Origin of the sequence: Halomonas cupida (genome assembly GCF_900142755.1) — a bacterium.
In the GTDB taxonomy this organism is placed as follows: domain Bacteria; phylum Pseudomonadota; class Gammaproteobacteria; order Pseudomonadales; family Halomonadaceae; genus Halomonas; species Halomonas cupida.
In genome coordinates, this window is the sequence record NZ_FRCA01000001.1 from 265,104 (window position 1) to 286,863 (window position 21,760).

The window sequence follows — 21,760 nt, forward strand, 5'->3', positions numbered from 1 at the left end:
GGGGACATGAATCAGATGCCACTCATCAAGGGCTGGTGCCCGGGAGCCTGGCAGCCAATGGCATCCGGGGATGGATTGCTGGTACGTGTCAGGCCGTTTCTCGGACGCCTGACCCGCCGCCAGGCGCTGGCGTTATGCGATGGGGCGGAGCGTTTCGGCACGGGGCTGATCGAGGTGACCAACCGGGCCAATCTGCAGCTGCGCGGTGTCCCCGAACAGCACTGGTCGGAACTGCTGGCGCATCTCGCCGAGCACGGACTGGTGGATTCCGATCCTGACACCGAGCGTCGTCGCAATATGCTGGTGACGCCGGACTGGCAGGCCGGTGATGACACTCACCAGTTGGCGACCCGGCTCATGGCGCGACTGGGCGATCTTCCTGAACTGCCGGGCAAGGTCGGCTTTGCCATTGACGCGGGAACCGCTCCGCTGCTGGCCGGGGTCTCGGCGGACTTTCGCGTGGAACGCTCGGCGGACGGCGGCCTGCTGGTACGTGCCGATGGCCACGCCAGAGGCACCGCGGTGACCTCGGTGGAGGAGGCGGTGGAAGGGCTGGTGCGCCTGGCACACTGGTTCGTCGACAGCGGTGGATGGGAGGCCGGGCGAATGCGTCGCCATCAGGCCTTGCTGCCGAGCTGGGCGCCACGGCAGGCGCTGCCTGCCGCATGCCGTGACCGGCCTGTGCTGGGGCAGCATCCCCGGGGGCTGTTGATCGGCATTCCTTTCGGACGCGTTACCGCCCCCGCGTTGCGCGAGGTGGTTCAGGGGGCCTTGGTGGGTGACGTGCGAGTCACTCCCTGGCGACGCCTGTGGATCGAAGGTGGCATGCCCGATTGCACTGGGGGGCTGCCCACAGATGAAGAGGATCCGCGGCTGGTGGTGGATGCCTGTCCTGGAGCGCCCTGGTGTAATCAGGCCAGTGTGGAAACCCGCCGACTGGCCGAAGCCCTTGCCTCGCAGGTTCCGGGGTCGGTGCATGTATCCGGCTGTCGCAAGGGCTGTGCCCGTCGCCAGCCCGCTGCACTGTGCCTGACGGGGCGTGACGGACGTTTTGACCTGATTGTCGAGGGGCGTGCGGATGGCGTGCCCGAAGTGACTGGCCTCAGTGAAGCCGAGGTCCTTGATTATCTGAAACATCATTTTCCTGCAGGAGCATAGCGATGCCTTTCGTCTATGAAACGAACGGGCCGGATATCTACCGTGAGTCCTTTTCCATCATTCGTCGCGAGGCCGAACTAGCTCGCTTCTCGGTGGACGAGGAGCCGGTTGCGGTACGCATGATCCATGCAGCAGGGCTGGTGGAGCTGGCTCGGTATATTCACTTCCGTGGTGATGTCGTCGAATGCGCGCGCCATGCGCTGCAACAGGGCGCACCGATTCTATGTGACGCGCGCATGGTGGCCGAGGGAATCACACGCGGCCGCCTGCCGGCAGACAACCCGATCATCTGTACGCTGCATGATCAGCGGGTACCGGAACTGGCCCGAGAGATGGCCAATACCCGCTCGGCGGCGGCCCTCGAGTTGTGGCGACCTCACCTGGATGGTGCCGTGGTGGCGATCGGTAACGCGCCTACGGCGCTGTTCCATCTGCTGAACATGCTGGAACAGCCGGATTGCCCGCGCCCTGCGGCGATCATAGGTTGCCCGGTGGGCTTTGTCGGTGCCGCCGAGTCCAAACAGGCACTCTGGGAAAGTGGGCCGGTGCCAAGCTGCATTGTGCAGGGGCGTCTCGGCGGTAGTGCGGTGACGGTGGCTGCCGTCAATGCCATGGCGGACCGCAGCGAATGACCAGAGGAACCATTTACGGCGTCGGGCTGGGGCCGGGCTGCCAGGATCTGATGAGTGTGCGGGCGGACCGATTGATCCGCCAGGCCTCGCACGTTGCCTATTTCCGTAAGCGCGGTCGCACAGGTCATGCACGGAGCATTGTCGAAGGGTTGCTGTCGGACACTGTCATCGAGTTGCCGATGGAGTATCCGCTGACCACCGAGATTCCCGTCGAGGATCCGCGCTACAACGAATGCCTGGCGAAATTCTATGGCGAATGCGTGGCCCAGCTCAGTGAGATAGCCGGGGCCGGTCGGGATCCGGTGGTGCTGTGTGAAGGCGATCCCTTCTTCTATGGTTCCTTCATGCATCTGTACCGTCGTTTGTGGGGGCGGGTACCGGTATCCGTGGTACCCGGTATCACCGGTATGTCCGCCGCCTGGACTGCCACCGGCCAGCCCATGACCTGGGGCGATGATGTCATGACGGTATTGATGGGCACACTACCGGAGGAAACCCTGGCGAAGCGTATTGCCGAGACCGATGCACTGGTGGTGATGAAGATCGGTCGCCATCTCGACAAGCTGCGCCGGGCTCTGGCTCGGGCCGGGCGTGAGGACGAGGCCTGGCTGATCGAATATGCCGCCATGCCAGAGGAGAGGGTGATGCCGTTCCGCGAGGCGGGGGACAGTGCGCCTTATTTCTCGATCCTGCTGATCCATGGCAACGGGAGGCGTCCATGAGCGGCTGGCTGGCCATCGTCGGGCTTGGCCCCGGTGCTGAAGCCATGGTGACGCCGGAGGTCTCCACGACCCTGGCCGAGGCCACCGATGTGGTCGGTTATCAGCCCTATGTCCAACGCGTAGCGCCGAGACCCGGCCTGGTACATCACGGTTCGGATAACCGTGAGGAACTGCAGCGAGCGCAGGCAGCGTTGCGTCTGGCCGCCGCAGGGCGCCGTGTTGCCGTCGTATCGTCGGGCGATCCGGGGGTGTTTGCGATGGCGTCGGCGATCTTCGAGGCGGTGGAGGCCGGAGACCCGGCCTGGCGCAGCCTGGATATCCGAGTACTGCCGGGCATTTCAGCGATGCTGGCCGCCAGCGCTCGCGTGGGAGCGCCGTTGGGGCATGACTTCTGCTGCATCAATCTGTCGGACAACCTCAAGCCCTGGCCGCTGATCGAGCGGCGCCTGCGGCTGGCCGCCGAGGCCGACTTCGCCATGGCCTTCTACAACCCGCGCTCCAGAGCACGTCCGGAAGGCTTTGCTCGGGTTCTGGAGGTGCTGCGCGAGGCCTGCGGTAGTCAGCGTCTGATCGTATTGGCTCGGGCCGTGTCGACACCGCAGGAAGCCGTTCACGTCACCTGCCTGGGCGAGGCAAGGCCGGAGATGGCCGACATGCGTACTCTGGTGATAGTGGGTTCGAGCCGTACTCGACGAATCGAGCGGGATGATGCCACGCCGCTGGTTTACACACCGAGGTCGGTGCCGTGGTCGTCATGAAGGCTGTCATGAGCGTCGTTACCATGAGCAAGCCACGACAACACCGCATCGACAGAATGAACCTCCCGGCGCTGCGGCAGTTCGGGACGCTCGATCATCAGCACCGGCAACCCCATCTGGCGAGCTGCTGCCAGCTTGGACATGGCGCCCTCACCACCGGCGTTCTTGCAGACCAGATGCTGGATGCCGTGCTCACGCAACAGGTCGAGATCTCCCTCCAGGCTGAAGGGGCCGCGGTCGACGGTGATGGTGTGATGGGGCAGCGGGGGAGACGTTTCGGGAGTGTCGACCAGACGCAGCAGGTAGTGGTGCTGGGGTTGAGCCGTGAAGGCGGTGAGATGCATGCGGCCGATCGCCAGCAGTATTCGCTCGGGCGGACCGGTAAGGGCATCGACGGCGGCTTCAACGCTGGCGACTCGTTGCCAGCGGTCGCCCGTCACAGGCTGCCAGGCGGGACGAGTCAGGGCGATGAGTTCGATATCGCTGTCTGCTGCGGCCTGTACGGCATGGCGGCTCATCTGTGCGGCGAAGGGGTGGGTGGCATCCACCAGATGGGTGATGCCGTTCTCCGCCAACCAGGACTTCAGCCCCTCGATGCCGCCGAAGCCACCAACGCGGGTGGGCAGTGGCTGGGCCTTTGGTGTAGTGACACGCCCGGCATAGCTGAACACGGCGGGAATCGAGCGACTGGCGAAAGCCTTGGCCAGGGCGCTGGCTTCGCTGGTACCTCCCAGAATCAGGACGTTGTTCATGGCTGATTTCAAGCGTGCTTCCTTAAATGCCGGTCCCTTCGACACGGCTTCGTGCGACAAGCGCCCTTGGTTGACGATACTGGGCTGGACGGAGGGTGGCACAACGGCACTGACAACGGCAAGCCGAACGGCCCTCGACACTGCCGAGCTGGTGTTCGGTGCGCGTCGCCATCTGCGACTGTTGCCGCGGCTGGAGGCCGAGGTGCGAGAGTGGCCGGTGCCCTTTGCCGATGGCATTCCTCAATTGCTGGCCGAGCGTGGCAGGCGAGTGGTCATGCTGGTCTCGGGCGATCCCTTCTGGTTCGGCGCCGGGACCAGTCTGACCCGCCACCTGTCGTCTGGTGAGTGGCAGGCACTGCCGTCGCCGTCCTCTTTCAGTCTCGCCGCCTCTCGGCTGGGATGGCCGCTGGAGAGCTGTGTCTGCCTGGGACTGCATGCTCGACCGCTGACACGTATTCGCCCGCATCTACACCAGGGCCGGCGCCTACTGGTGCTGTTGCGGGATGGTGATGCAGCGATCGAGTTGGCGGCGCTGCTGGAGCAGTTCGGCTTCGGCAAGTCTCACCTGCATCTCCTCGAGTCCCTGGGGGGAGACAACGAACGCCTGCGCACTGTGCTGGCGGGGGACGAACTGCCGGACGATATCCAGCATCCGGTCGCGGTAGCGGTGGAAGTCGCCGGTGCCGGCCCCGCGCTCCCTCCGATATCAGGATTGGCGGATGAATGGTTTGAACACGACGGTCAGATCACCCGACAGAGTGTGCGTGCCGTGACCATGGCCGCGCTGGCGCCGATCCCGGGCGAACGACTCTGGGATATCGGCGCCGGATCCGGCTCGGTGGCCATCGAGTGGCTGCTGGCCCACCCCGATAATCGGGCGCTGGCCTTTGAGCGTCATGCTGAGCGCGCCACTCGTGCCCGTCGCAATGCCTGTCAGTTGGGTGTTGACTGGCTCGAGGTGTTGGAAGGCCCTGTGCCCGATGTCCTCGCTGACCAGCCGCCACCTGATGCGGTATTCATCGGCGGTGGGCTGTCGGCTGCTTTGCTGGAAACATTATGGCGGCAGTTGCCGGAAGGCGTTCGTCTGGTGGCCAATGCTGTCACCCTGGAGTCGGAGGCCTTGCTCGGCGAGTGGCAGCAGCGGGTGGGCGGTGAGCTGGTGCGTCTGGAGCTGGCCACAGTTTCTCCCATCGGCACTCGCCGAGGGTGGAAGTCGGCATGGCCCATCGTGCAGTGGAGGGTTCTGCGATGAAGGTGGCGGGATTCGGCTTTCGTCGCTCGGTATCGCTGAGTGCTCTCGAGGAGCTGCTGGATCGTCTGCGGGAATGCCATGGTCCCATCGACCGACTGGCGGCCAGTGAGGCGATGTGGCCGAGGGTCGCGGAATTGGGAAAGGCGCATGGCCTGGTGGTGCTCAGAGTGCCGGAGGCGTCCCTGCCGACAGCTGTCACCATCACGCATTCCAGCCATAGTCTGAAGGCCAGGGGGACGGGCAGTGTTGCCGAAGCGGTGGCATTGATCGCCGCCGGGTCTGATGCACAGTTGCTGGGTCCCCGGCTGGTGTCCGGGGATCGTCAGGCCACCGCTGCGGTGGCGGAAAGGAGTTTTTCATGACGGTACATTTCATCGGCGCTGGACCCGGTGCCCCCGACCTGCTCACGCTGCGCGGGCGCGACCTTATCGCCCGTTGTCCGGTGTGTCTGTATGCGGGCTCACTGGTGCCCGAGCAGATACTCGAACACTGCCCGCCAGCGGCAAAGGTCATCAATACCGCACCGCTGTCGCTGGACGAGATCATTGAACACATCGCTGCCGCTCATGCGGCGGGGCAGGATGTGGCGAGGCTGCACTCCGGGGACCTGTCGCTATGGTCCGCCATGGGCGAGCAGTTGCGCCGCCTGCGCGACCAGGACATCCCCTATGCCATCACGCCGGGGGTGCCGTCCTTTGCCGCTGCGGCGGCCACCCTTGGTCAGGAGCTGACCCTGCCGGGAGTGGCCCAGTCGGTGGTCCTGACGCGTACATCAGGGCGAGCCAGCGCCATGCCGGACAACGAGACCCTGGCCAACTTCGCGCGCAGTGGCGCCACCCTGGCACTGCATCTTTCCATTCATGCGCTGGGCCGGGTAGTGGAGGAATTGGTGCCGTTCTATGGCGCCGATTGTCCGGTGGCCATTGTCTGGCGCGCGAGCTGGCCCGATGAAAGGGTAATCCGCGCCCGACTGTCGACGGTAGAGGCGGCACTGGAGCCCGCGATGAATCGCACCGCGCTGATTCTGGTCGGCCCGGTACTGGCGGCGGAGGACTTCGACGAAAGCTGTCTGTATGCGCTGGGTTACGATCGCCGTTTTCGTCCTCAGTCGGCGGCCTCTCCCTTTGCGGATACGGCTCCCGAGATGTTGCAGGACGACTCGGCAGAGCCGGGGAAAGGCCAATGATTCAGCTTTCTCTGATCGGCATCGGTACTGGTAACCCCGATCATGTCACCCTGGCGGGAGTAAAGGCGCTCCAGGCCGCAGATCTGATCCTGTTGCCACGCAAGGGTGAGGGCAAGTCGGATCTGGTGGATCTGCGTCGCCTGTTGTGCCGCGAGCTATTGGGTCGAGAAGCGTCGGGTCGAGAATCGCTGAATGATATGCAGCGCCCGCGGGTGGTGGAGTTCGACCTGCCGGAACGCGACAACAACACCGATTATCTGGCTGCGGTGGATGACTGGCACGCGGCGATTGCCGATGTCTGGGGTGAGCTGATGGGCACTTGGCTGCCACGGGGAGGTCGAGTCGCTATGCTTATCTGGGGCGACCCCTCGCTGTACGACAGCAGTCTGCGTATTGCCGGTCGCCTCGGCGAAGGCGGACGGCAACGGCAGGTCGAGGTCAAGGTGGTGCCCGGGATCACCAGCCTGCAGGTGCTGACCGCAGAGCATCGAATTCCCCTCAATGCCCTCGCCGAACCGGTCCAGATCACCACCGGACGCCGACTACGCGAGCGAGGCTGGCCGACAGACGCCGCCAGTGTAGCGGTGATGCTCGACAGGGGGGGAGCCTTCGAGACATTACCCAGCGAAGGCATTCATATCTGGTGGGGCGCTTACCTGGGCATGGACAAGCAATGCCTGATTCAGGGGCCGCTGAGCGAGGTCGGTGCAGCGATCCTGCAACAACGCGCCGCACTGCGTGAGCAGCATGGCTGGATCATGGATACCTATCTGCTGGCGAGGCGCTCGTACTGACTCACCAGGAGCTGTCTTCTATAGGGCGCGGTCTGCTATCGCGGCATTGAGGTCTTGGGAAATGACATTCTGTATATCTGGGCTTGGATAGAAATTTTTACCTTATTGATGGCATTCAAGGCACCGCTTTGGAATCTCCTTCCTGGAGGCCAGCGTTAGACTGAACCAGTACACAACTCATGCGGAGTTCCCCATGCGCGACTGGGTTCGTCAAGCCATCCATCGTATCGATAGTGACCGTCGCCGTTCGGCGGATACTCACTTGTACAAGCTTGATATTGCGTCCCTCGAGCAGATGGGGATCGACATCTATCTCAAGGATGAGAGCTCGCACCCCACAGGCAGCCTCAAGCACCGCCTGGCACGTTCGCTGTTTCTGCATGCCATCTGCAGTGGCCGGGTGAGGGAGGGCACGCCCGTCATTGAGGCGTCGTCCGGCAGTACCGCCGTGTCCGAGGCCTACTTCGCACGCCTGCTGGGGTTGCCGTTTCATGCGGTGATGCCGGCCTCGACGGCGCGCAGCAAGATTGCCCAGATAGAATATCTGGGTGGCCGGTGCTGGTTTGTCGAGCGTGGCTGCGAGATGTACGCCCGGGCCGAACGTCTGGCCGAGGAACTGGACGGCCACTACATGGACCAGTTCACTTTCGCCGAATGTGCTACCGACTGGCGCGGTAACAACAATATCGCCGAGAGCATCTTTCAACAGATGGCCATGGAGCGGCACAGTGTTCCACATACCATCGTTATGGGCGCCGGTACCGGCGGCACCTCGGCCACCATTGGCCGCTATATTCGCTATGCCGGACATGCTACCCAACTGCTGGTGGTCGACCCGGAAAACTCGGTCTTCCATGACAGCTTCCAGAAACGCGACCGCAGCCTGACCATCGAAACCGGCAGTCGCATCGAGGGTATCGGCCGGCCCAGGGTCGAGGCGTCCTTTGTTCCGGATGTCATCGACGAGATGATGGAGGTGCCGGATGCCGCCTCGATTGCCGCCATTCATTGGCTGGAACAACGCCTGGGGCGCAAGGCTGGCGGCTCCACCGGAACCAATCTGTGGGGTGTGCTGACGGTAGCCGAGCGCATGCGTGACAGTGGCCAGCAGGGTTCCATCGTGACCCTGATGTGCGATGGCGGTGAGCGCTATCTCGACAGTTACTACGATGAGGCCTGGCTAGCTGCCAACCTGGGGCCGCTTACCCCCTGGAACGAGTGGCTGGCGCGCTTCGACCAATAGTCGGTATCAGCTTCGAACAATAATCGGAATCAATAGCCTACAGGTAGCGCGGTGGTGTTCTTGATCTGCTCCATGGCAAAGTTGGAGCTGATGTCGCTGAGACCGTCAACACTGGCGATCAGGCGCTTGTAGAAGGCATCGTAGGCAGCGATGTCCCGCACCACGACGCGCAACATATAGTCCCACTCGCCGGACATGCGATAGAACTCCACGACCTCTTCGAACCCCATCACCTTGCGGGCAAAGTCCTCGAGCCAGGCATTGTTGTGGCTGCGGGTCTTGAGCTGCACGAACACCGACAGGCCCAACCCCAGTTTCTCGGGGTCGAGCAGCGCAACTCGAGCACGGATGTAGCCTTCATCCGCCAGTCGCTTGAGACGCTTCCAGCAGGGTGTTGTGGAGAGGTTGACGGCCTCGGCCAGCTGCTTGACCGACTGTGAGGCATCCTGCTGCAGCAGACGCAGTAACTGTCGGTCGTAACGGTCCAGTGACGACACAACTCTTTTCTCCTGGTTCTGTTCTCTCTAATGACTGGAGAATGGAATTCTACATCAGTGTGTCTGTGGCGATCATTTTTCCTCACCATCCATGACGGCGATCCGCACCAGCCAGCGTCGAATCACTTGCTCGTCATGCTCGGATAACCCGTGAAGCAACTCCTGGTCGATGGTACGTGCGCGGGGGCGGCACTCTGCCAGTAACGCCTCGCCCTGTCTGGTCAATTCGATCATGCGAATGCGGCGATGCACGGCATGCGGACGGCGGGTGATGGCACCATCTTCTTCCAGTCTGGCCACCACGACATTGACTGTCTGCGGTGTCAGGGCGCATAGCCGCGCGAGGTCAGCATTCGAAAGCCCCGGGTAGGCACCCACCATGGTCAGCACCAGAAACTGCGGCGGTGTCACCCCGATGTCGCTCATCAGGCGCTCCATTCGATGTCGGTTCGCCGCCGATGCCTGCGTCAACAGGTAGCCAAGGTAACCCTGCTCTCCACGTTTTCCTTCACCTGGCGCGGGAACTGTGGGTCCCGATTCATGGTTGATCATATTGTCAGTGTCCTGATAAGTTGTCTGTGTCCTGATATTGTATATTTCACTGTACGGAAACTCACCATGTCGACGACATACGCTTCCACTATCCCGCACCTGGAATTATCCGATCTCAACGACAACCTGCCTGGGGTTCAGGATGCACTCCGGGAAATGGGTAAGGCCGTTACTGACACGGGCTTTGATAAGCAATTGATTGAACTTGTGAAAGTTCGTGTCTCTCAGATCAACGGCTGTGCCTATTGTGCCCAGCTCCACCTCAATATCGCCCGCCAGTTGGGTGTCTCCCAGGCCAGGCTCGACCTACTGGCGGTCTGGCGTGAAACCAGTCGCCGTTACTCCAGACGTGAACGCGTCGCCCTTGGCTGGGCTGAGGCGCTGACGGATCTGGCACACCGGTCGATTGCAGCTGACGTCTATACCGATGCCACGGAGGAGTTTACCGAGACCGAGCTGATGGCGCTGACCGTCGCCATCGCCAACATCAATGCGTGGAACCGCATTTGCGGCCCATTGCACTTCAGCCCTCCGGAGCCAACATCATGACTTCTGCCATTGATATCCGTTATGCCGATGACGAGAACGCTGTCCGCTCCTGTTATCCTCTGATGCGGCAGTTACGTCCACACCTCGACACCGCAGCCGAATTTCTCGAGTGTTGGCGACGACAGCACGCTGAAGGCTACCGCATACTCGCCTTGTGGGAGGGCAGTGTGCCGATGGCGATTGCGGGTATCCGCACCCAGCACAACATGATTTACGGTTGTTTTCTCTATGTGGACGATCTGGTCACCGAAGGAAGTCAACGCAGCCACGGATATGGAGCTGTCTTGATGGCGCGACTGAAGGAAGAAGCGAGCGAACTCGGTTGCCGTCGGCTGGTACTCGATAGTGGCCTCGACAACGTCCTCGCTCACCGTTTCTATTACCGTAACCAACTTGTCGCCAGTGCTCTGCACTTTGGTATGCAAGTCGACTAGATGAGACGAGGGATTGCGTGATGCTGCTACACATTCCGGTCAGTCCGCGCGGGGAGGCTTCGTTCAGCCGCAGTGCGGGCCTGACCCTGCTCGACCGTCTACATGCGATGGCGCCTCGAGTGGAAGTCGTTACACGAGATCTGGCTGCCGAACCACCAACGCATCCTGACCACTCCTTTGTTGAAGCAAGCTTGATGCCTGCCGCAGATCGGAGCGCTGACCAGGTGGAGAGTCTCGGACTGTCGGAAACCCTCATCGGCGAACTGGAAGCCGCCGATGCTGTGTTGGTAACTACGCCGATGAACAATTTCACCGTTCCCTCTGCGCTGAAAGCCTGGATCGATCATGTGGTCCGCCCGAGTCGTACGTTCGATATTTCGCCGACCGGCAAGATAGGCCTGGTGCCTGACCGACCTGTCCTTGCCGTTGTCGCCTGTGGTGGGCGCTTCGGTGACTTTCCCGGTGCGCAGGAGGACTTCTTCACTCCTTATTTCAAGTACGTACTGGGCTCCATCGGCATTACTGATGTTGAAGTGCTGCGCCTGGAGGGCCTGGGCCACGGCCCCGAGTCTATCCCGGATGCGCTTGGCGAGGCTGGGAGCTGGCTGGAGCGGATCGTGAGCATCGAGCGCTGATGTGTCGCGGTCTCGCGTCGGCCTGATGGCCGACGGCGGCACGTCCCTGTGCCGCCATTAACCCAACATGAAAGCATGCCGGGTTAATAACCCCGACCAGAGATGATCAGCGCTCCTGTTGTTGTCAACGGTGATGGTGGCAGCAGGTTGCGATAGGCTAGTGTGGCGTCCCACAAGTTGGCATGATTTCAGCGCGTCATACCGGGTCGATGGCCAGACGCCGCTTGCAGGGAATGGCCGATACCCTTTCCAAAAACGGCAACACCGCCAGCGGCCCGGTATGGCGCGCCCTTTGGGAGCCATCAGGTGCCGTTGGTGCTGTGTTGTGTACCTGGTCCATATAGGCGATATGAACTGCAGAACACGCCAGGGTGCTGGACCACGTGCCCCAACGGCACCTGATGGCTCTGAAACACGATGAACTTGCGGGGCACCACACTAGAGCCTTCTGATTCGGAGGAGTATTTTCATGGCGTCCATTTCCCATGTGCTGAACAAGCCCGGTGATCCCACCATTGGCTTGGGTTGCATGAATCTCTGCCATGCCTATGGCACGCCACTGAGCGAGACGCAGGCACTGGATGCATTGCGTAACGCCTTCGATATGGGCTATCGGCACTTCGATACCGCCACGCTGTATGGGGCCACCCTCAATGAACGGCTGGTCGGTCAGGCGCTGGCGCCGTATCGCAGCGAGATATTCCTTGCCAGCAAGTGCGGTATGGCCAGAGACCCGGAACTGGAACGCAAGGTCATCGACGGTCGACCCGAGGTGCTGAGGCGTCAGTGCGAGCAGAGTCTTGGGCGGCTGAAGACCGATCATATTGACCTCTATTATCTGCACCGTCTCGACTTCAAGGTACCGATCGAAGAGAGCGTGGGCGAGCTTGGCCGCCTGGTGGAAGAGGGCAAGATCGGCGGGATCGGCCTGTCTGAAGTCTCGGCGGATACCTTGCGCCGAGCCGCGGCGGAGCACCCGATTGCCGCCCTGCAATCCGAGTACTCGCTGTGGACACGTAATCCCGAGGTGGCCACCCTGGCAGCCTGCCGTGAGCTGGGCACGGCCTTCGTCGCGTTCAGTCCGCTGGGACGGGGATTTCTCACCGGCAAGCTCGAGGATGTCTCAAGCCTGGTAGAGGGCGATGTTCGGCTCGGCATGCCGCGTTTTACTGAGCAGAACTATCCACTCAACCTGGCACGCCTGCAGGAAGCGCTGGCGCTGGCGGAGCAGGTCGATTGCACTCCCGCGCAGTTGGCATTGGCCTGGTTGCGTGCTCAGGGCGATGATGTGCTGTCGATTCCCGGTACCCGCAGTGTGGCGCATATGCGGGAGAACCTGGCCGCGTCGGAGATCCAACTGCCTGCCGATGTGGTTGCTCGACTCGACGACATGCTGTGTGAGGTCGATGGTGATCGTTACAGCGAGGCCCAGTTGAAGGAAATCGATACCGAACCGATGCCGGCCGTTGGGGGGTAAGTAAACGCCTCGGATGGCACCAGAGCTGCCTCTCCTGTTTGCGGAAATATATACACGGCGCGCCGGGGCAGGACCCCGACGCTTGACCCGCTCATCCCCTGGTCACGAGCCGACCCGGTCCGGGTAGTTCATCACCAGATTGACGAACAGCTCGGTACCGGTCTTCAGCGCCGCTTCATCAGCGAAGAAGTGTGGCGAGTGATTGGGCGCGGCCTCGGCGAGGTTCTGGTCCGGCGGGGTGATGCCCAGGTTGATGAACATGCCGGGCACCTCTTCGGCATAGTACGAGAAGTCCTCGGCGGCAGTAGTCATCGGCACCTCGACAACGTTTTCCTCGCCGACCAGTTGTTGCGCCACCGGCAGCATGGCGTTGACCAGTTCCGGGTCGTTGACGGTGACCGGGTAGCCTTCGTGCAGGTGGGCTTCGGCATTGGCGCCATTGGCCTCGGCGGTGGATGTGGCCATGCGCTCGAGATTGGCGAAGACCTGATCGCGGATGTCCATGTCGAAGTTGCGCAGGGTGCCCTTGAGAGTCACGCTCTCGGGGATGATGTTTTCGCGCACGCCGCCTTCGAAGATGCCGAAGGTCAACACGGAAGGCGTGCGGATATCGACCTGCCGACTGATGATGGACTGTGCGTTGTTTACGATCTGCGAGGCAGTGACGATGGGGTCGACGCCATTCCAGGGGGAGGCACCATGGGTCTGGCTACCATTGACGGTGATCTCGAAGGTATCACTTGAAGCCAGTAGTGGTCCTGCGCGATATCCCAGCTGCCCGGTATGCAGTGACGACACCACATGGATGCCGAATACGGCCTCCGGAGGATGTTCGTCGAAGGCACCTTCTTCCAGCATCTGCTTCGCACCCCAGGTGTCGGCATCGTAGACGCCTTCCTCGGCAGGCTGAAACACGAACAGCACGTTGCCACGCAATTCGTCCTTCATTTCTGCCAGAGCTTCAGCGGCACCCATCAACATGGCGACATGGTTGTCATGGCCGCAGGCGTGCATGACCGGAACTTCCTTGCCGTTGTAGGTGGCCGTGGCCTGTGAGGCGAAGGGCAGATCGGTCTTCTCGGCGACCGGCAGGGCGTCCATGTCGGCACGCAGAGCGATGGTCGGACCGGGTTGGCCGCCTTCCAGGAAGGCGACGACACCGGTTTCGGCCACGCCGGTGCGGACCTCCATCCCCAGTGACTCCAGATGTTCGGCAACCAGCGCGGCGGTGCGTGTTTCCTGATTGCCGAGTTCCGGGTGCTGGTGAATATCGCGACGCCAGTCGATGACCTGTTGCTCCAGGCTGTCATCAATATTGAAGCTCGAGGTGTTGGCCATGACCGCACCACTGGCGAGAGGGGTAGCGGTGATGAGGGTGGCGAGAATGGCAGTGGCGAGGGGAGATCGGGAGGTTATTGGGGTATTCAGCGACTTTTCGATAGTGCTCATTGTTGTGTTTGGCAATGTTCTTGTCCTTGGTGATGTTGCTGTCCTTGAGGGACGTCTTGTCCCGAGGAGTTTCATGAATTCCCCGGCCTCCGGGCCCGGAGGCCGGGAGAAGGATGGCTTGTATACATCCTGGCCATCAAATGAAACTCTGTCCCAATCATACGTATATAACAGTATTGTTTGGTTGCTGCACGGTGATGTAGCGTTGCTGCGGGGCTCAATGGAGTCGGTACCGATACTCAGTCACGAATGACCGGGCCGTATTCCACCGGCAACCAGCGATAGCCCTCGCCATCGCTCAGGACGTGGCCAATACCCGGGAATGGCATATGCGCGCCGGCCACCCAATGGCCGGTTTCAGCGGCGTTGGCCAAGATGGCCCGACGGGAGTCGACGGCCTGCTGCTGATCGCTGTCGAATTCGATGGCGACGCTGGGGTTGGCAAACTGCACCCCGTAGCTGTGAACCACATCTCCCCATACCAGAATCTCGTCATTGTCTCCCTGGAACAGAAAACTGACGTGGCCAGGTGTGTGCCCGACGCTGTCGACCACTGTCAGGCCTTCCAGTAGTTGATCGCCGGATTGAAAGGTGGTCACACGCCCGGACTCCTGGTAGGGAGCAACAGCTTCGCGCGCCATGCTGAAGAAGCCCTGCATCTCTTCCGGAGCAGCGGCCGCCTGCTCTTCGCTCAACCAGTAATCGGCGTCCGCCTGGCTGACGCGCAGTTCGGCATTGGGATAGATTGCCTGGCCGTTACTGTCCGTTATTCCGCAGACATGATCCGGGTGGAGGTGGGTCATCAGCAAGGTATCCACATCCTCGGGTGTGTAGCCCGAGGCGCGCAGATTCTCGGGCACATGACCCATGGTCGGCCCGAAGCAGGCTGCAGAACCGGCGTCGACCAGCACCAGGTGGTCTCCGGTATGCACCAGAAAGGCGTTCACGGCCGTCTGCACGCCGTTTTCGCTGTCGATGAACAGATGATTCAAGCGTTGGCGAATCTCCTGCTGGTCCAGCCCAGACAGCAGGGCGGTATCGATGTCGACGAAGCCATCATAGAGCGCGGTGACCTGGTGCTGATCCACTTGCATGCGGAACCAGCCCGCTACCTGGTCCTGACGTGGCTCAGGCGGCGTGGCCAGGGCCGGGGAGGCCAGCAATGCACTGGCGGCTGTGGCAGTAAAGGTCGAGCAGAGCGAGCGATGAGACAGGGGCATGAGAGAAGGATCCATGGTGGTGGAGGCACAGGTGCAGAACCCGAAACCTGAAACGCGGTGTATTCCATTTGCCTGCGAAGGAATAGCACAGCCTAGGCGACTTTGCCTGGCGGTTGGCATGGCAAGTTTTCACATACCGTTCCAAGGGTATGTCCCATGCAACATCGCGCTTGCTATAACGTTTGCGACTTTGCTCGATCCTGAGTCGAGTCCGGCGTAATGTAGGACAATGACAACGACATACCCCTTTCAAGAGAGGTGCAGATGATCAGTTATCAGGTGACCAACCCCGCAACCGGTGAAGTGGAGTCGACCTATGCCACGGCCAGTGATGCCGAGATTCATCAGGCATTGGAAGGCGCTCATGCCGCCTGGAAGAGCTGGCGGACCGTTGCTCCCGAGGAACGCGCTGCCCTGCTGACACGGGTGGCTGATCTGCATCACCAGCGCCGCGAGGAACTGGCCGACATCATCGTGCGCGAGATGGGCAAGCCGAAGGCCCAGGCGTTGGGCGAGCTGTCGGTGGTGGTCGATATCTATCGCTACTATGCCGACAATGGCCCGGCCTGGCTGGCACCGGAAGCGATTACCACGGCAGGCGCTACCGCTCAGGTTCGCAAGCAGGGGCTGGGGGTGTTGCTCGGCATCATGCCGTGGAACTTCCCCTACTATCAGGTGGCGCGTTTTGCCGCCCCGAACCTGCTCAACGGTAATACCATTCTGCTCAAGCATGCGCCTCAGTGCCCGGAGTCGGCCCAGGCCATCGAGCAGATCTTCCGCGATGCCGGGGCAGCGCAAGGGCTCTATACCAATATCTTCGCCAGCAATGAGCAGGTCAGCGAGCTGATCGAAGACCCGCGGGTGCTGGGTGTGTCGCTGACCGGTTCCGAGCGTGCTGGCGCCGCCGTTGCCGAGCAGGCCGGGCGTCACCTCAAGAAGGTGGTCCTCGAACTCGGTGGCTCTGATCCTTTCCTGGTGCTGGCGGATGCCGATCTGGAACAGGCAGTGACTCATGCCATCCAGGGACGCTTCGGCAACTGCGGCCAGGCCTGTAATGCGGCCAAACGCATCATTGTCGAGGATGCGGTGTATGACGCCTTTCTGGCGGCATTCGAGCAGGGCATCCAGTCGATCAAGGTCGGCAATCCCATGGCTGACGATACCGTGATGGGGCCGATGTCTTCCGAGCAGGCGTTACGCAATCTGGATGGCCAGGTGCAGGATGCCATCAGTCAGGGGGCGCGTCTGGTCACTGGCGGCAAGCGCCTCGACCAGCCGGGCGCCTGGTATGCTCCTACGCTGCTGGTGGATGTCACGCCGGATATGCGAATCTTTCATGAAGAGTTGTTCGGGCCGGTGGCAGTGGTCTACCGGGCCTCTGATCTCGAGGAGGCCATTGCTCTGGCCAACGACAGCCAGTACGGCCTGGGTGCGGTGATTCAGACCACCGACCCGGTACGTGCTCAGGCGCTCGCCGACCGCCTGGAAGTGGGCATGGTGCATATCAATGAGCCGCCCGGCAGCGAAGCCGAGTTGCCGTTCGGTGGCGTCAAGCGTTCTGGTTTCGGGCGCGAGCTTGGCCGTGCAGGCATGGACGAATTCGTCAACCGCCAGATGGTCAAGGTGGCCAGGCCTGGATGATGTACACGCCCAACTGATCCAGTAGTGATCCTTCTGCTCGGCGGCCCCGGTGACGACTTCGCCGGGGCCGCTGTCGTCTGGAGGGTTGGCCGGGCTATGCTGCAGTTGTTGTTTGTCGTCAGAGGGAACATCGCCGTCAGGCTGAGTTCCAATCAGCACCACTCATCCCTTTTTGCAGTGCCACCAAGGAGATACCGATGAATGCCAAGCACCTGCTTGACCAGATGATGAAACAGGCTTCCGGTTCCAGCGGTTCCAGAAGTAGCGGCAGTGGTAGTGGCGGTGGATTCAATGTACAGGGCCTGATCAACAGCGTGTCGTCACAGTTGTCCGGCAGCAAGAAGGGGGGCTCGTCCTCGTCCGGTGGTTTTGACGTCAAGAGCCTGCTGGGCGGCGGTGCGCTGGGCATGCTGATGGGATCCAGCCGCGGCCGCAGCATGGGAGGCAAGGCTGCCAAGTACGCAGCTCTGGCCGGCGTGGGCATGATGGCCATGAAGGCCTGGCAGAACTATCAGGGCAAATCGTCTTCAAGTGCCAACTCGGCGGGAGAGGGTCAGCCGCTGGAGGAGCTTCAGGGACAGGCGCAGGAGCAGCGCAGTCTGGAAGTGCTCCAGGCGGTGATCTGGGCCGCGCGTGCCGATGGCCATATCGACGCCGAGGAAAGGGCGTTGATCACCGAGCAGATTCAGCAATTGGGGGCCGATGATGAACTGCATGCCTGGGTACAGCAGCAGTTGGAAGCGCCACTGGATGCCCAGGCTCTGGCAAGTCAGGCGGACTCTCCCCAGGCGGCTCGTGAGATCTACCTGACCAGCGCTGCGGTGATCGATGAGCAGAATGCTATGGAGCGTGCCTGGTTGGATGAGCTGGGTTCGGCTTTGGGGATCGAGGAAGGTGTGCGTCAAGAGCTGGAAAAGCAGCTGCCAGCCAACTGAGGCAAGCTGCCCGCCCCGAAGCATCATCAGGGGCGGGCAGCGAAAATCAGCTCTCCGGAGGCGGGGCAAGCTGAGCAGGTGACACGACGTGATGCCCCGAGCCCGGCTGAATCCGATAGATTGTCCGGAACAGCTTAAGCCCCAGCCACATCAGCACCAGCGGAACCACCAGCGTACGCAGTACGAATAGTGCCATCAGGCTGAGGATGGCCCTGGTGCCGGATTCGATGCGTGCCTGGATGGCCTCGAGGCTGAGGCTGTCGCTGAGGCTCGACAGTCGTTGGCTGAGGCTCTCGACCAGGCTCTCGTCCTCGCCGGCCAGACGACGGCGTATCTGCTCGCGGCGTGCATCCAGATGAGCCAGCTCCTGGAGGAGCTGTTCGCGGCGCTCGACCTCATCTTCCAGACGGGATCGCTGTTCGGCGAGGCTTGTTTCGAGTCGCTCGAGTTCCGCATCTTCATGGAAGGGGTTGAGGCGTTCGGCCAGGCTCATGCGTGCCTTGATCATGGCCGCGCGTCCGCGGGTCTGTTGCAAGCTGTCCTCGGCGAGGGCGACACGTCGGTTGGCTTCGACCAACTGGGTGTGGAGATTGGGGCGACGCGTCTGAAGCAGTTCCTGCTCCGTCTCGAGGTCGGCTCGTTCGGCGCTGCTCAAGCTGCCGCTTCCGGCACTGGCACTGGTGGCCTGAACTTCATTGGCAAGGCTCTGGACTTCAGTCATGTTCTGTTCGGTGGGTTGGTCAAGGAAGGCGCGGTCGATGGCGGTATTTGCCAGCAGCGCCAGTAACAGCAGAAAGCGTACCAGCGCGACAGATGCGAACAACTTCCAGGCAAGGGCAGCGCTGCCCGGCCGCCACCACAGAGAGATAAGGCAGATCGCTGCGGCAAGGGTCAAGGCCACCTTGAATATCAGGCTGGAGGATATTTCCAGCAGCAGTGTCTGACCGATCAGCGAGCCGATCGCCAGCTTCATGACGCTCGAGTAATCCTCGACCAGATCATTGAAGGGGTCGAGCGCCTCGAAGGGATGGGTCGATACGCCAATCCCCACTTCAGTGGATTGCAGTACCGAGATGCCGGCGTTGAGCCCGCGTGCTGCGGCAAAAGCCACCAGTGCCTGGGTCGTGGCGCTTTCCACCTGGCGCTGTGTGGCACGGTCGAGCACCGACAGCCAGCACAGAGCGACCAGTGCGGCAATCAGCAGGCTGAGCAGCACCTGCATGCGGCGCTGCGACGAGGGTCTGGCGGGCGGAGATTGCCCGGGCGGAGTTGCCGTCGTGGGCGGCGCGGTTGGTGAGCTGGAAGTAGGTTCTTGCATGGAAGTGGGTCCATGAATGTGTGTCCATCTCAACGGTGATCGACAGACAGGATGAAAAACGATGTCGGTGGAGCAGGGTATTCTGGGGAGGCCTCTGCGTTCTGGCGCTTTTGTGCCTTTGCGCCTTCGCTGCCAGCCGGTAGAATGACACGAATTATTATCGATGAAATAAAGCCACGACTTACTTTTCGATAAAATATTGTCGAGTCGACGAGCGATGCTTTGCCAGCGGTGCAATCGGCACCGGCATCAGGCCCCGCAGCAAGGAAACCACGCCTCATGAGCTATCAGGTCCTGGCCCGCAAATGGCGGCCACGTACCTTCCACGAACTGGTCGGACAGGAACATGTTCAGCGCGCGCTGGTCAATGCGCTGGATCAAGGGCGCCTGCATCATGCCTATCTGTTCACCGGCACGCGCGGCGTGGGCAAGACCACCCTGGCGCGAATCCTCGCCAAGTGCCTCAACTGTACCGAAAAGGGTGATGGTGACGAGGGCATTACCTCGACGCCCTGTGGTTCCTGTGATGCCTGCCAGTCCATCGATCAGGGGCGATTCGTTGATCTGATCGAGGTCGACGCAGCCTCCCGGACCAAGGTCGAGGATACCCGCGAACTTCTCGACAACGTGCAGTATGCTCCGACTCAGGGCCGCTACAAGGTGTACCTTATCGATGAGGTGCACATGCTCTCCACCAGCAGTTTCAATGCGCTGCTCAAGACGCTGGAAGAGCCGCCGCCCCACGTGAAGTTCCTGTTGGCGACCACCGACCCGCAGAAGTTGCCGGCCACGGTACTGTCTCGTTGTCTGCAGTTCACCCTCAAGCATATGCCGCCCGAACGTGTGGTCGGTCACCTGTCGCGGGTCCTCGAGGCCGAGCAGGTGCCGTTCGAGGAATCGGCGCTGTGGTTGCTGGGCAAGGCCGCCGCGGGTTCGATGCGTGATGCCATGAGTCTGACCGATCAGGCGATTGCCTTCGGTCAGGGTGAAGTGCGCCATGCTGACGTGGCCGCGATGCTCGGCACCCTGGATCATCGCCATGTGCTGGAATTGATCGAGGCGTTGGCGGAAGTGGATGCCCAGCGCCTGCTGCAGGCGGTGGCCAGCCTCGCCGAGCAGGGCCCGGATTTTGCCGCTGTGCTGGATGACCTGAGTGCAGTGCTGCATCGTCTGGCCATCGGCCAGATGGTGCCGCAGGCACTGGACAATGGTCATGGTGATCGTGAAGCTCTGGTGGCGTTGGCCGCGCGCTTCACTGCCGAGGATGTCCAGCTCTATTATCAGATCGGTGTCCAGGGGCGGGCCGATATGGCACATGCGCCGGATTTGCGGACTGCCCTCGAGATGACACTGCTGCGGATGCTGGCGTTTCGTCCCCAGGGGGTGCCGAAACCCGCGCGAACGCCGCTGCCGATGCGTGGTGAGTCCGCCGATGCCGCTGCTGCGCCGTCGGCTGCCAATACGACACCTCCTGCTGCACCGAGCCACAACCCCGCGCCGAGTCAACAGGCGTCGCCGGATCAGGCCGCGCCGCAAGCGCCTGCACCGGTCCCCGAACCGATGGCTCCCGTAGCGTCTGAGCCTGCCTCTGATGCACAGCCACAGCCTGCTGCAGAGTCCACCGTGGAACCACCTCCGCCCTGGGAGGGCGGCGAACCCGAGGACCCTTCGTCGGGCGCTGAGGCGCCCCAATCTGCACATGAGTTGGCGACACATGAATCGGCCGCGAATCATCCAGCTGCCAGGGAAACCCCGCGGCCGGCAGTTGATCCGGTGGCGTCGAATGCTGCGGCTCAGTCCCGACCTCAGTCTCAGTCTCAGTCTCAACCACGGGCCGACTCACCGCAGCCGACCATGGAGGTGTCTGCTCCCGTCGACCCGGGATCGGCAGAGAGGGAAGTGACAGCGACGCCGGGAGAGATGCAGGTAGAGGGGAATGTGCCTGGGGATGATGAAGCCGCGCTGAATGAGTCGGTCGAGAAGGCTGGCCCTCAGTCGGTGGAGGACTCCAGCAGTGATGATGCTGCAGAGTCCGGCCCGGTCATGACGTCCGAGGCAGCGGCGCCGGCAGTATCGGGGGCGCTGGATCATGGCACCTGGTTGGCCGGTTTCGATCAGTTGGGTCTCTCCGGGCTGACCCGAAACCTGGCGGCGCACTGCATTGTCGCCGAAGATGATGGCAGGCGGATATTGCTGCATCTGGACCCGTCCCAGGCGGCCATGAATGCGGAGGTCCATGTGACACGCATTCGCAACGCTCTGGAGGCGGCTGGATATCCGCGTCGGCTGGAGGTCGAGGTGATCGAGCCGGACGGGCGAGTGGAAACGCCACGACAGATGTTCGATCGTCTGGCAGCAGAACGTCATGCGGCAGCGGTTGAGGCCTTGAAGCGTGACCCCCATATACTGCAGTTACAGCAGATATTCGGAGCCCGTTTGATCGAGTCGACGGTGACACCGGTGGAAGCGGAAAGCGGATCCTGACGTTGGGCGTTTCAAGAGCTCCTGGCGTTTCGAGAGCTCCGAGAATTTCGAGAGACGCAGAAGAATGCGGCT

The 21,760-nt window shown here is 61.9% G+C and carries 22 protein-coding genes; 16 read left to right on the top strand and 6 right to left on the bottom strand.

Annotated features, from left to right (window positions below; translation table 11 throughout):
* Positions 1 to 15 precede the first annotated feature (15 nt).
* The 4 genes from cobG to cobJ are packed head-to-tail and all read left to right on the top strand — an operon-like array spanning position 16 to position 3,270.
* Entirely contained in the window at positions 16 to 1,158 is a 1,143-nt protein-coding gene (gene cobG / locus BUE38_RS01045) for a precorrin-3B synthase (protein ID WP_307725389.1), read from the top strand.
* 2 nt (positions 1,159 to 1,160) lie between these two features.
* The gene (locus BUE38_RS01050; protein ID WP_073433174.1) at positions 1,161 to 1,790 is read left to right on the top strand and encodes a precorrin-8X methylmutase; all 630 of its coding nucleotides are present in this window, start codon (positions 1,161 to 1,163) and stop codon (positions 1,788 to 1,790) included.
* Positions 1,787 to 2,512: a precorrin-2 C(20)-methyltransferase gene (gene cobI / locus BUE38_RS01055; protein ID WP_073433175.1), complete on the top strand. Its 726-nt coding sequence runs from the start codon at positions 1,787 to 1,789 to the stop codon at positions 2,510 to 2,512. Before BUE38_RS01050 ends, cobI begins: the two co-directional genes overlap by 4 nt.
* Positions 2,509 to 3,270 (top strand): precorrin-3B C(17)-methyltransferase, encoded by a 762-nt coding sequence (gene cobJ, locus BUE38_RS01060; RefSeq protein ID WP_073433176.1) that lies wholly within the window; start codon positions 2,509 to 2,511, stop codon positions 3,268 to 3,270. Before cobI ends, cobJ begins: the two co-directional genes overlap by 4 nt.
* On the opposite strand, the gene BUE38_RS01065 is transcribed toward cobJ, so the two are convergent.
* Positions 3,237 to 4,022 carry a cobalt-precorrin-6A reductase gene (locus BUE38_RS01065; RefSeq protein WP_073433177.1) on the bottom strand — a complete coding sequence of 262 codons (786 nt, stop codon included), beginning with the start codon at positions 4,020 to 4,022 and terminating at the stop codon, positions 3,237 to 3,239. The two genes, cobJ and BUE38_RS01065, sit on opposite strands and share 34 nt — an antisense overlap.
* Between BUE38_RS01065 and cbiE the strand changes: the two genes are divergently transcribed.
* The 5 genes from cbiE (at position 4,021) to BUE38_RS01090 (ending at position 8,497) form a co-directional block, all read left to right on the top strand.
* Positions 4,021 to 5,274, top strand: coding sequence for a precorrin-6y C5,15-methyltransferase (decarboxylating) subunit CbiE (gene cbiE, locus BUE38_RS01070; RefSeq protein WP_084541647.1), 1,254 nt, complete (start codon positions 4,021 to 4,023; stop codon positions 5,272 to 5,274). The two genes, BUE38_RS01065 and cbiE, sit on opposite strands and share 2 nt — an antisense overlap.
* Positions 5,241 to 5,636: a cobalamin biosynthesis protein gene (locus BUE38_RS01075; protein ID WP_234986726.1), complete on the top strand. Its 396-nt coding sequence runs from the start codon at positions 5,241 to 5,243 to the stop codon at positions 5,634 to 5,636. The genes cbiE and BUE38_RS01075 overlap by 34 nt, the downstream gene beginning before the upstream one ends.
* A complete protein-coding gene (cobM, locus tag BUE38_RS01080) occupies positions 5,633 to 6,460 on the top strand; it encodes a precorrin-4 C(11)-methyltransferase (protein WP_073433179.1) in 828 nt (275 codons plus the stop codon). The genes BUE38_RS01075 and cobM overlap by 4 nt, the downstream gene beginning before the upstream one ends.
* On the top strand, positions 6,457 to 7,254 hold the full coding sequence (gene cobF / locus BUE38_RS01085) for a precorrin-6A synthase (deacetylating) (protein ID WP_073433180.1): 798 nt from the start codon (positions 6,457 to 6,459) through the stop codon (positions 7,252 to 7,254). Before cobM ends, cobF begins: the two co-directional genes overlap by 4 nt.
* Positions 7,255 to 7,447: 193 nt before the next feature.
* Complete coding sequence (locus tag BUE38_RS01090) at positions 7,448 to 8,497, top strand: PLP-dependent cysteine synthase family protein (protein WP_073433181.1); 1,050 nt, start codon at positions 7,448 to 7,450, stop codon at positions 8,495 to 8,497.
* A gap of 29 nt (positions 8,498 to 8,526) precedes the next feature.
* Here the strand turns inward: BUE38_RS01090 and BUE38_RS01095 are convergent, their stop codons facing one another.
* Together BUE38_RS01095 and BUE38_RS01100 are read right to left on the bottom strand one after the other, a co-directional pair.
* Positions 8,527 to 8,994, bottom strand: a complete 468-nt coding sequence (locus BUE38_RS01095; RefSeq protein ID WP_371860380.1) for an Lrp/AsnC family transcriptional regulator — start codon at positions 8,992 to 8,994, stop codon at positions 8,527 to 8,529.
* Positions 8,995 to 9,066: 72 nt separating this feature from the next.
* Positions 9,067 to 9,546 carry a MarR family winged helix-turn-helix transcriptional regulator gene (locus tag BUE38_RS01100; RefSeq protein WP_073433182.1) on the bottom strand — a complete coding sequence of 160 codons (480 nt, stop codon included), beginning with the start codon at positions 9,544 to 9,546 and terminating at the stop codon, positions 9,067 to 9,069.
* Positions 9,547 to 9,612: 66 nt separating this feature from the next.
* On the opposite strand from BUE38_RS01100, the gene BUE38_RS01105 reads away from it, so the two are divergent.
* The 4 genes from BUE38_RS01105 to BUE38_RS01120 all read left to right on the top strand — a co-directional run bounded on the left by BUE38_RS01105 (position 9,613) and on the right by BUE38_RS01120 (position 12,641).
* Positions 9,613 to 10,095 (top strand): carboxymuconolactone decarboxylase family protein, encoded by a 483-nt coding sequence (locus BUE38_RS01105; protein WP_073433183.1) that lies wholly within the window; start codon positions 9,613 to 9,615, stop codon positions 10,093 to 10,095.
* A complete protein-coding gene (locus BUE38_RS01110) occupies positions 10,092 to 10,529 on the top strand; it encodes a GNAT family N-acetyltransferase (RefSeq protein ID WP_073433184.1) in 438 nt (145 codons plus the stop codon). The genes BUE38_RS01105 and BUE38_RS01110 overlap by 4 nt, the downstream gene beginning before the upstream one ends.
* A gap of 20 nt (positions 10,530 to 10,549) precedes the next feature.
* Positions 10,550 to 11,164, top strand: a complete 615-nt coding sequence (locus BUE38_RS01115) for an FMN-dependent NADH-azoreductase (RefSeq protein ID WP_073433185.1) — start codon at positions 10,550 to 10,552, stop codon at positions 11,162 to 11,164.
* 469 nt (positions 11,165 to 11,633) lie between these two features.
* Positions 11,634 to 12,641, top strand: coding sequence for an aldo/keto reductase (locus BUE38_RS01120; RefSeq protein ID WP_073433186.1), 1,008 nt, complete (start codon positions 11,634 to 11,636; stop codon positions 12,639 to 12,641).
* Positions 12,642 to 12,743: 102 nt separating this feature from the next.
* On the opposite strand, the gene BUE38_RS01125 is transcribed toward BUE38_RS01120, so the two are convergent.
* Both BUE38_RS01125 and BUE38_RS01135 read right to left on the bottom strand, forming a co-directional pair.
* Positions 12,744 to 14,105 (bottom strand): amidohydrolase, encoded by a 1,362-nt coding sequence (locus BUE38_RS01125; protein WP_200802122.1) that lies wholly within the window; start codon positions 14,103 to 14,105, stop codon positions 12,744 to 12,746.
* Between the two features lie 224 nt (positions 14,106 to 14,329).
* Positions 14,330 to 15,310 carry an MBL fold metallo-hydrolase gene (locus tag BUE38_RS01135; protein ID WP_073433189.1) on the bottom strand — a complete coding sequence of 327 codons (981 nt, stop codon included), beginning with the start codon at positions 15,308 to 15,310 and terminating at the stop codon, positions 14,330 to 14,332.
* 264 nt (positions 15,311 to 15,574) lie between these two features.
* Between BUE38_RS01135 and BUE38_RS01140 the strand changes: the two genes are divergently transcribed.
* Together BUE38_RS01140 and BUE38_RS01145 are read left to right on the top strand one after the other, a co-directional pair.
* On the top strand, positions 15,575 to 16,951 hold the full coding sequence (locus tag BUE38_RS01140) for an NAD-dependent succinate-semialdehyde dehydrogenase (RefSeq protein ID WP_073433190.1): 1,377 nt from the start codon (positions 15,575 to 15,577) through the stop codon (positions 16,949 to 16,951).
* A 197-nt stretch (positions 16,952 to 17,148) separates the two neighbouring features.
* Entirely contained in the window at positions 17,149 to 17,886 is a 738-nt protein-coding gene (locus tag BUE38_RS01145; protein ID WP_073433191.1) for a tellurite resistance TerB family protein, read from the top strand.
* Positions 17,887 to 17,932: 46 nt separating this feature from the next.
* Here BUE38_RS01145 and BUE38_RS01150 read toward each other — a convergent pair whose 3' ends face one another.
* On the bottom strand, positions 17,933 to 19,204 hold the full coding sequence (locus tag BUE38_RS01150; protein ID WP_143166162.1) for a hypothetical protein: 1,272 nt from the start codon (positions 19,202 to 19,204) through the stop codon (positions 17,933 to 17,935).
* Positions 19,205 to 19,483: 279 nt separating this feature from the next.
* Between BUE38_RS01150 and dnaX the strand changes: the two genes are divergently transcribed.
* A complete protein-coding gene (dnaX, locus tag BUE38_RS01155) occupies positions 19,484 to 21,688 on the top strand; it encodes a DNA polymerase III subunit gamma/tau (protein ID WP_073433193.1) in 2,205 nt (734 codons plus the stop codon).
* Positions 21,689 to 21,760: the final 72 nt, after the last annotated feature.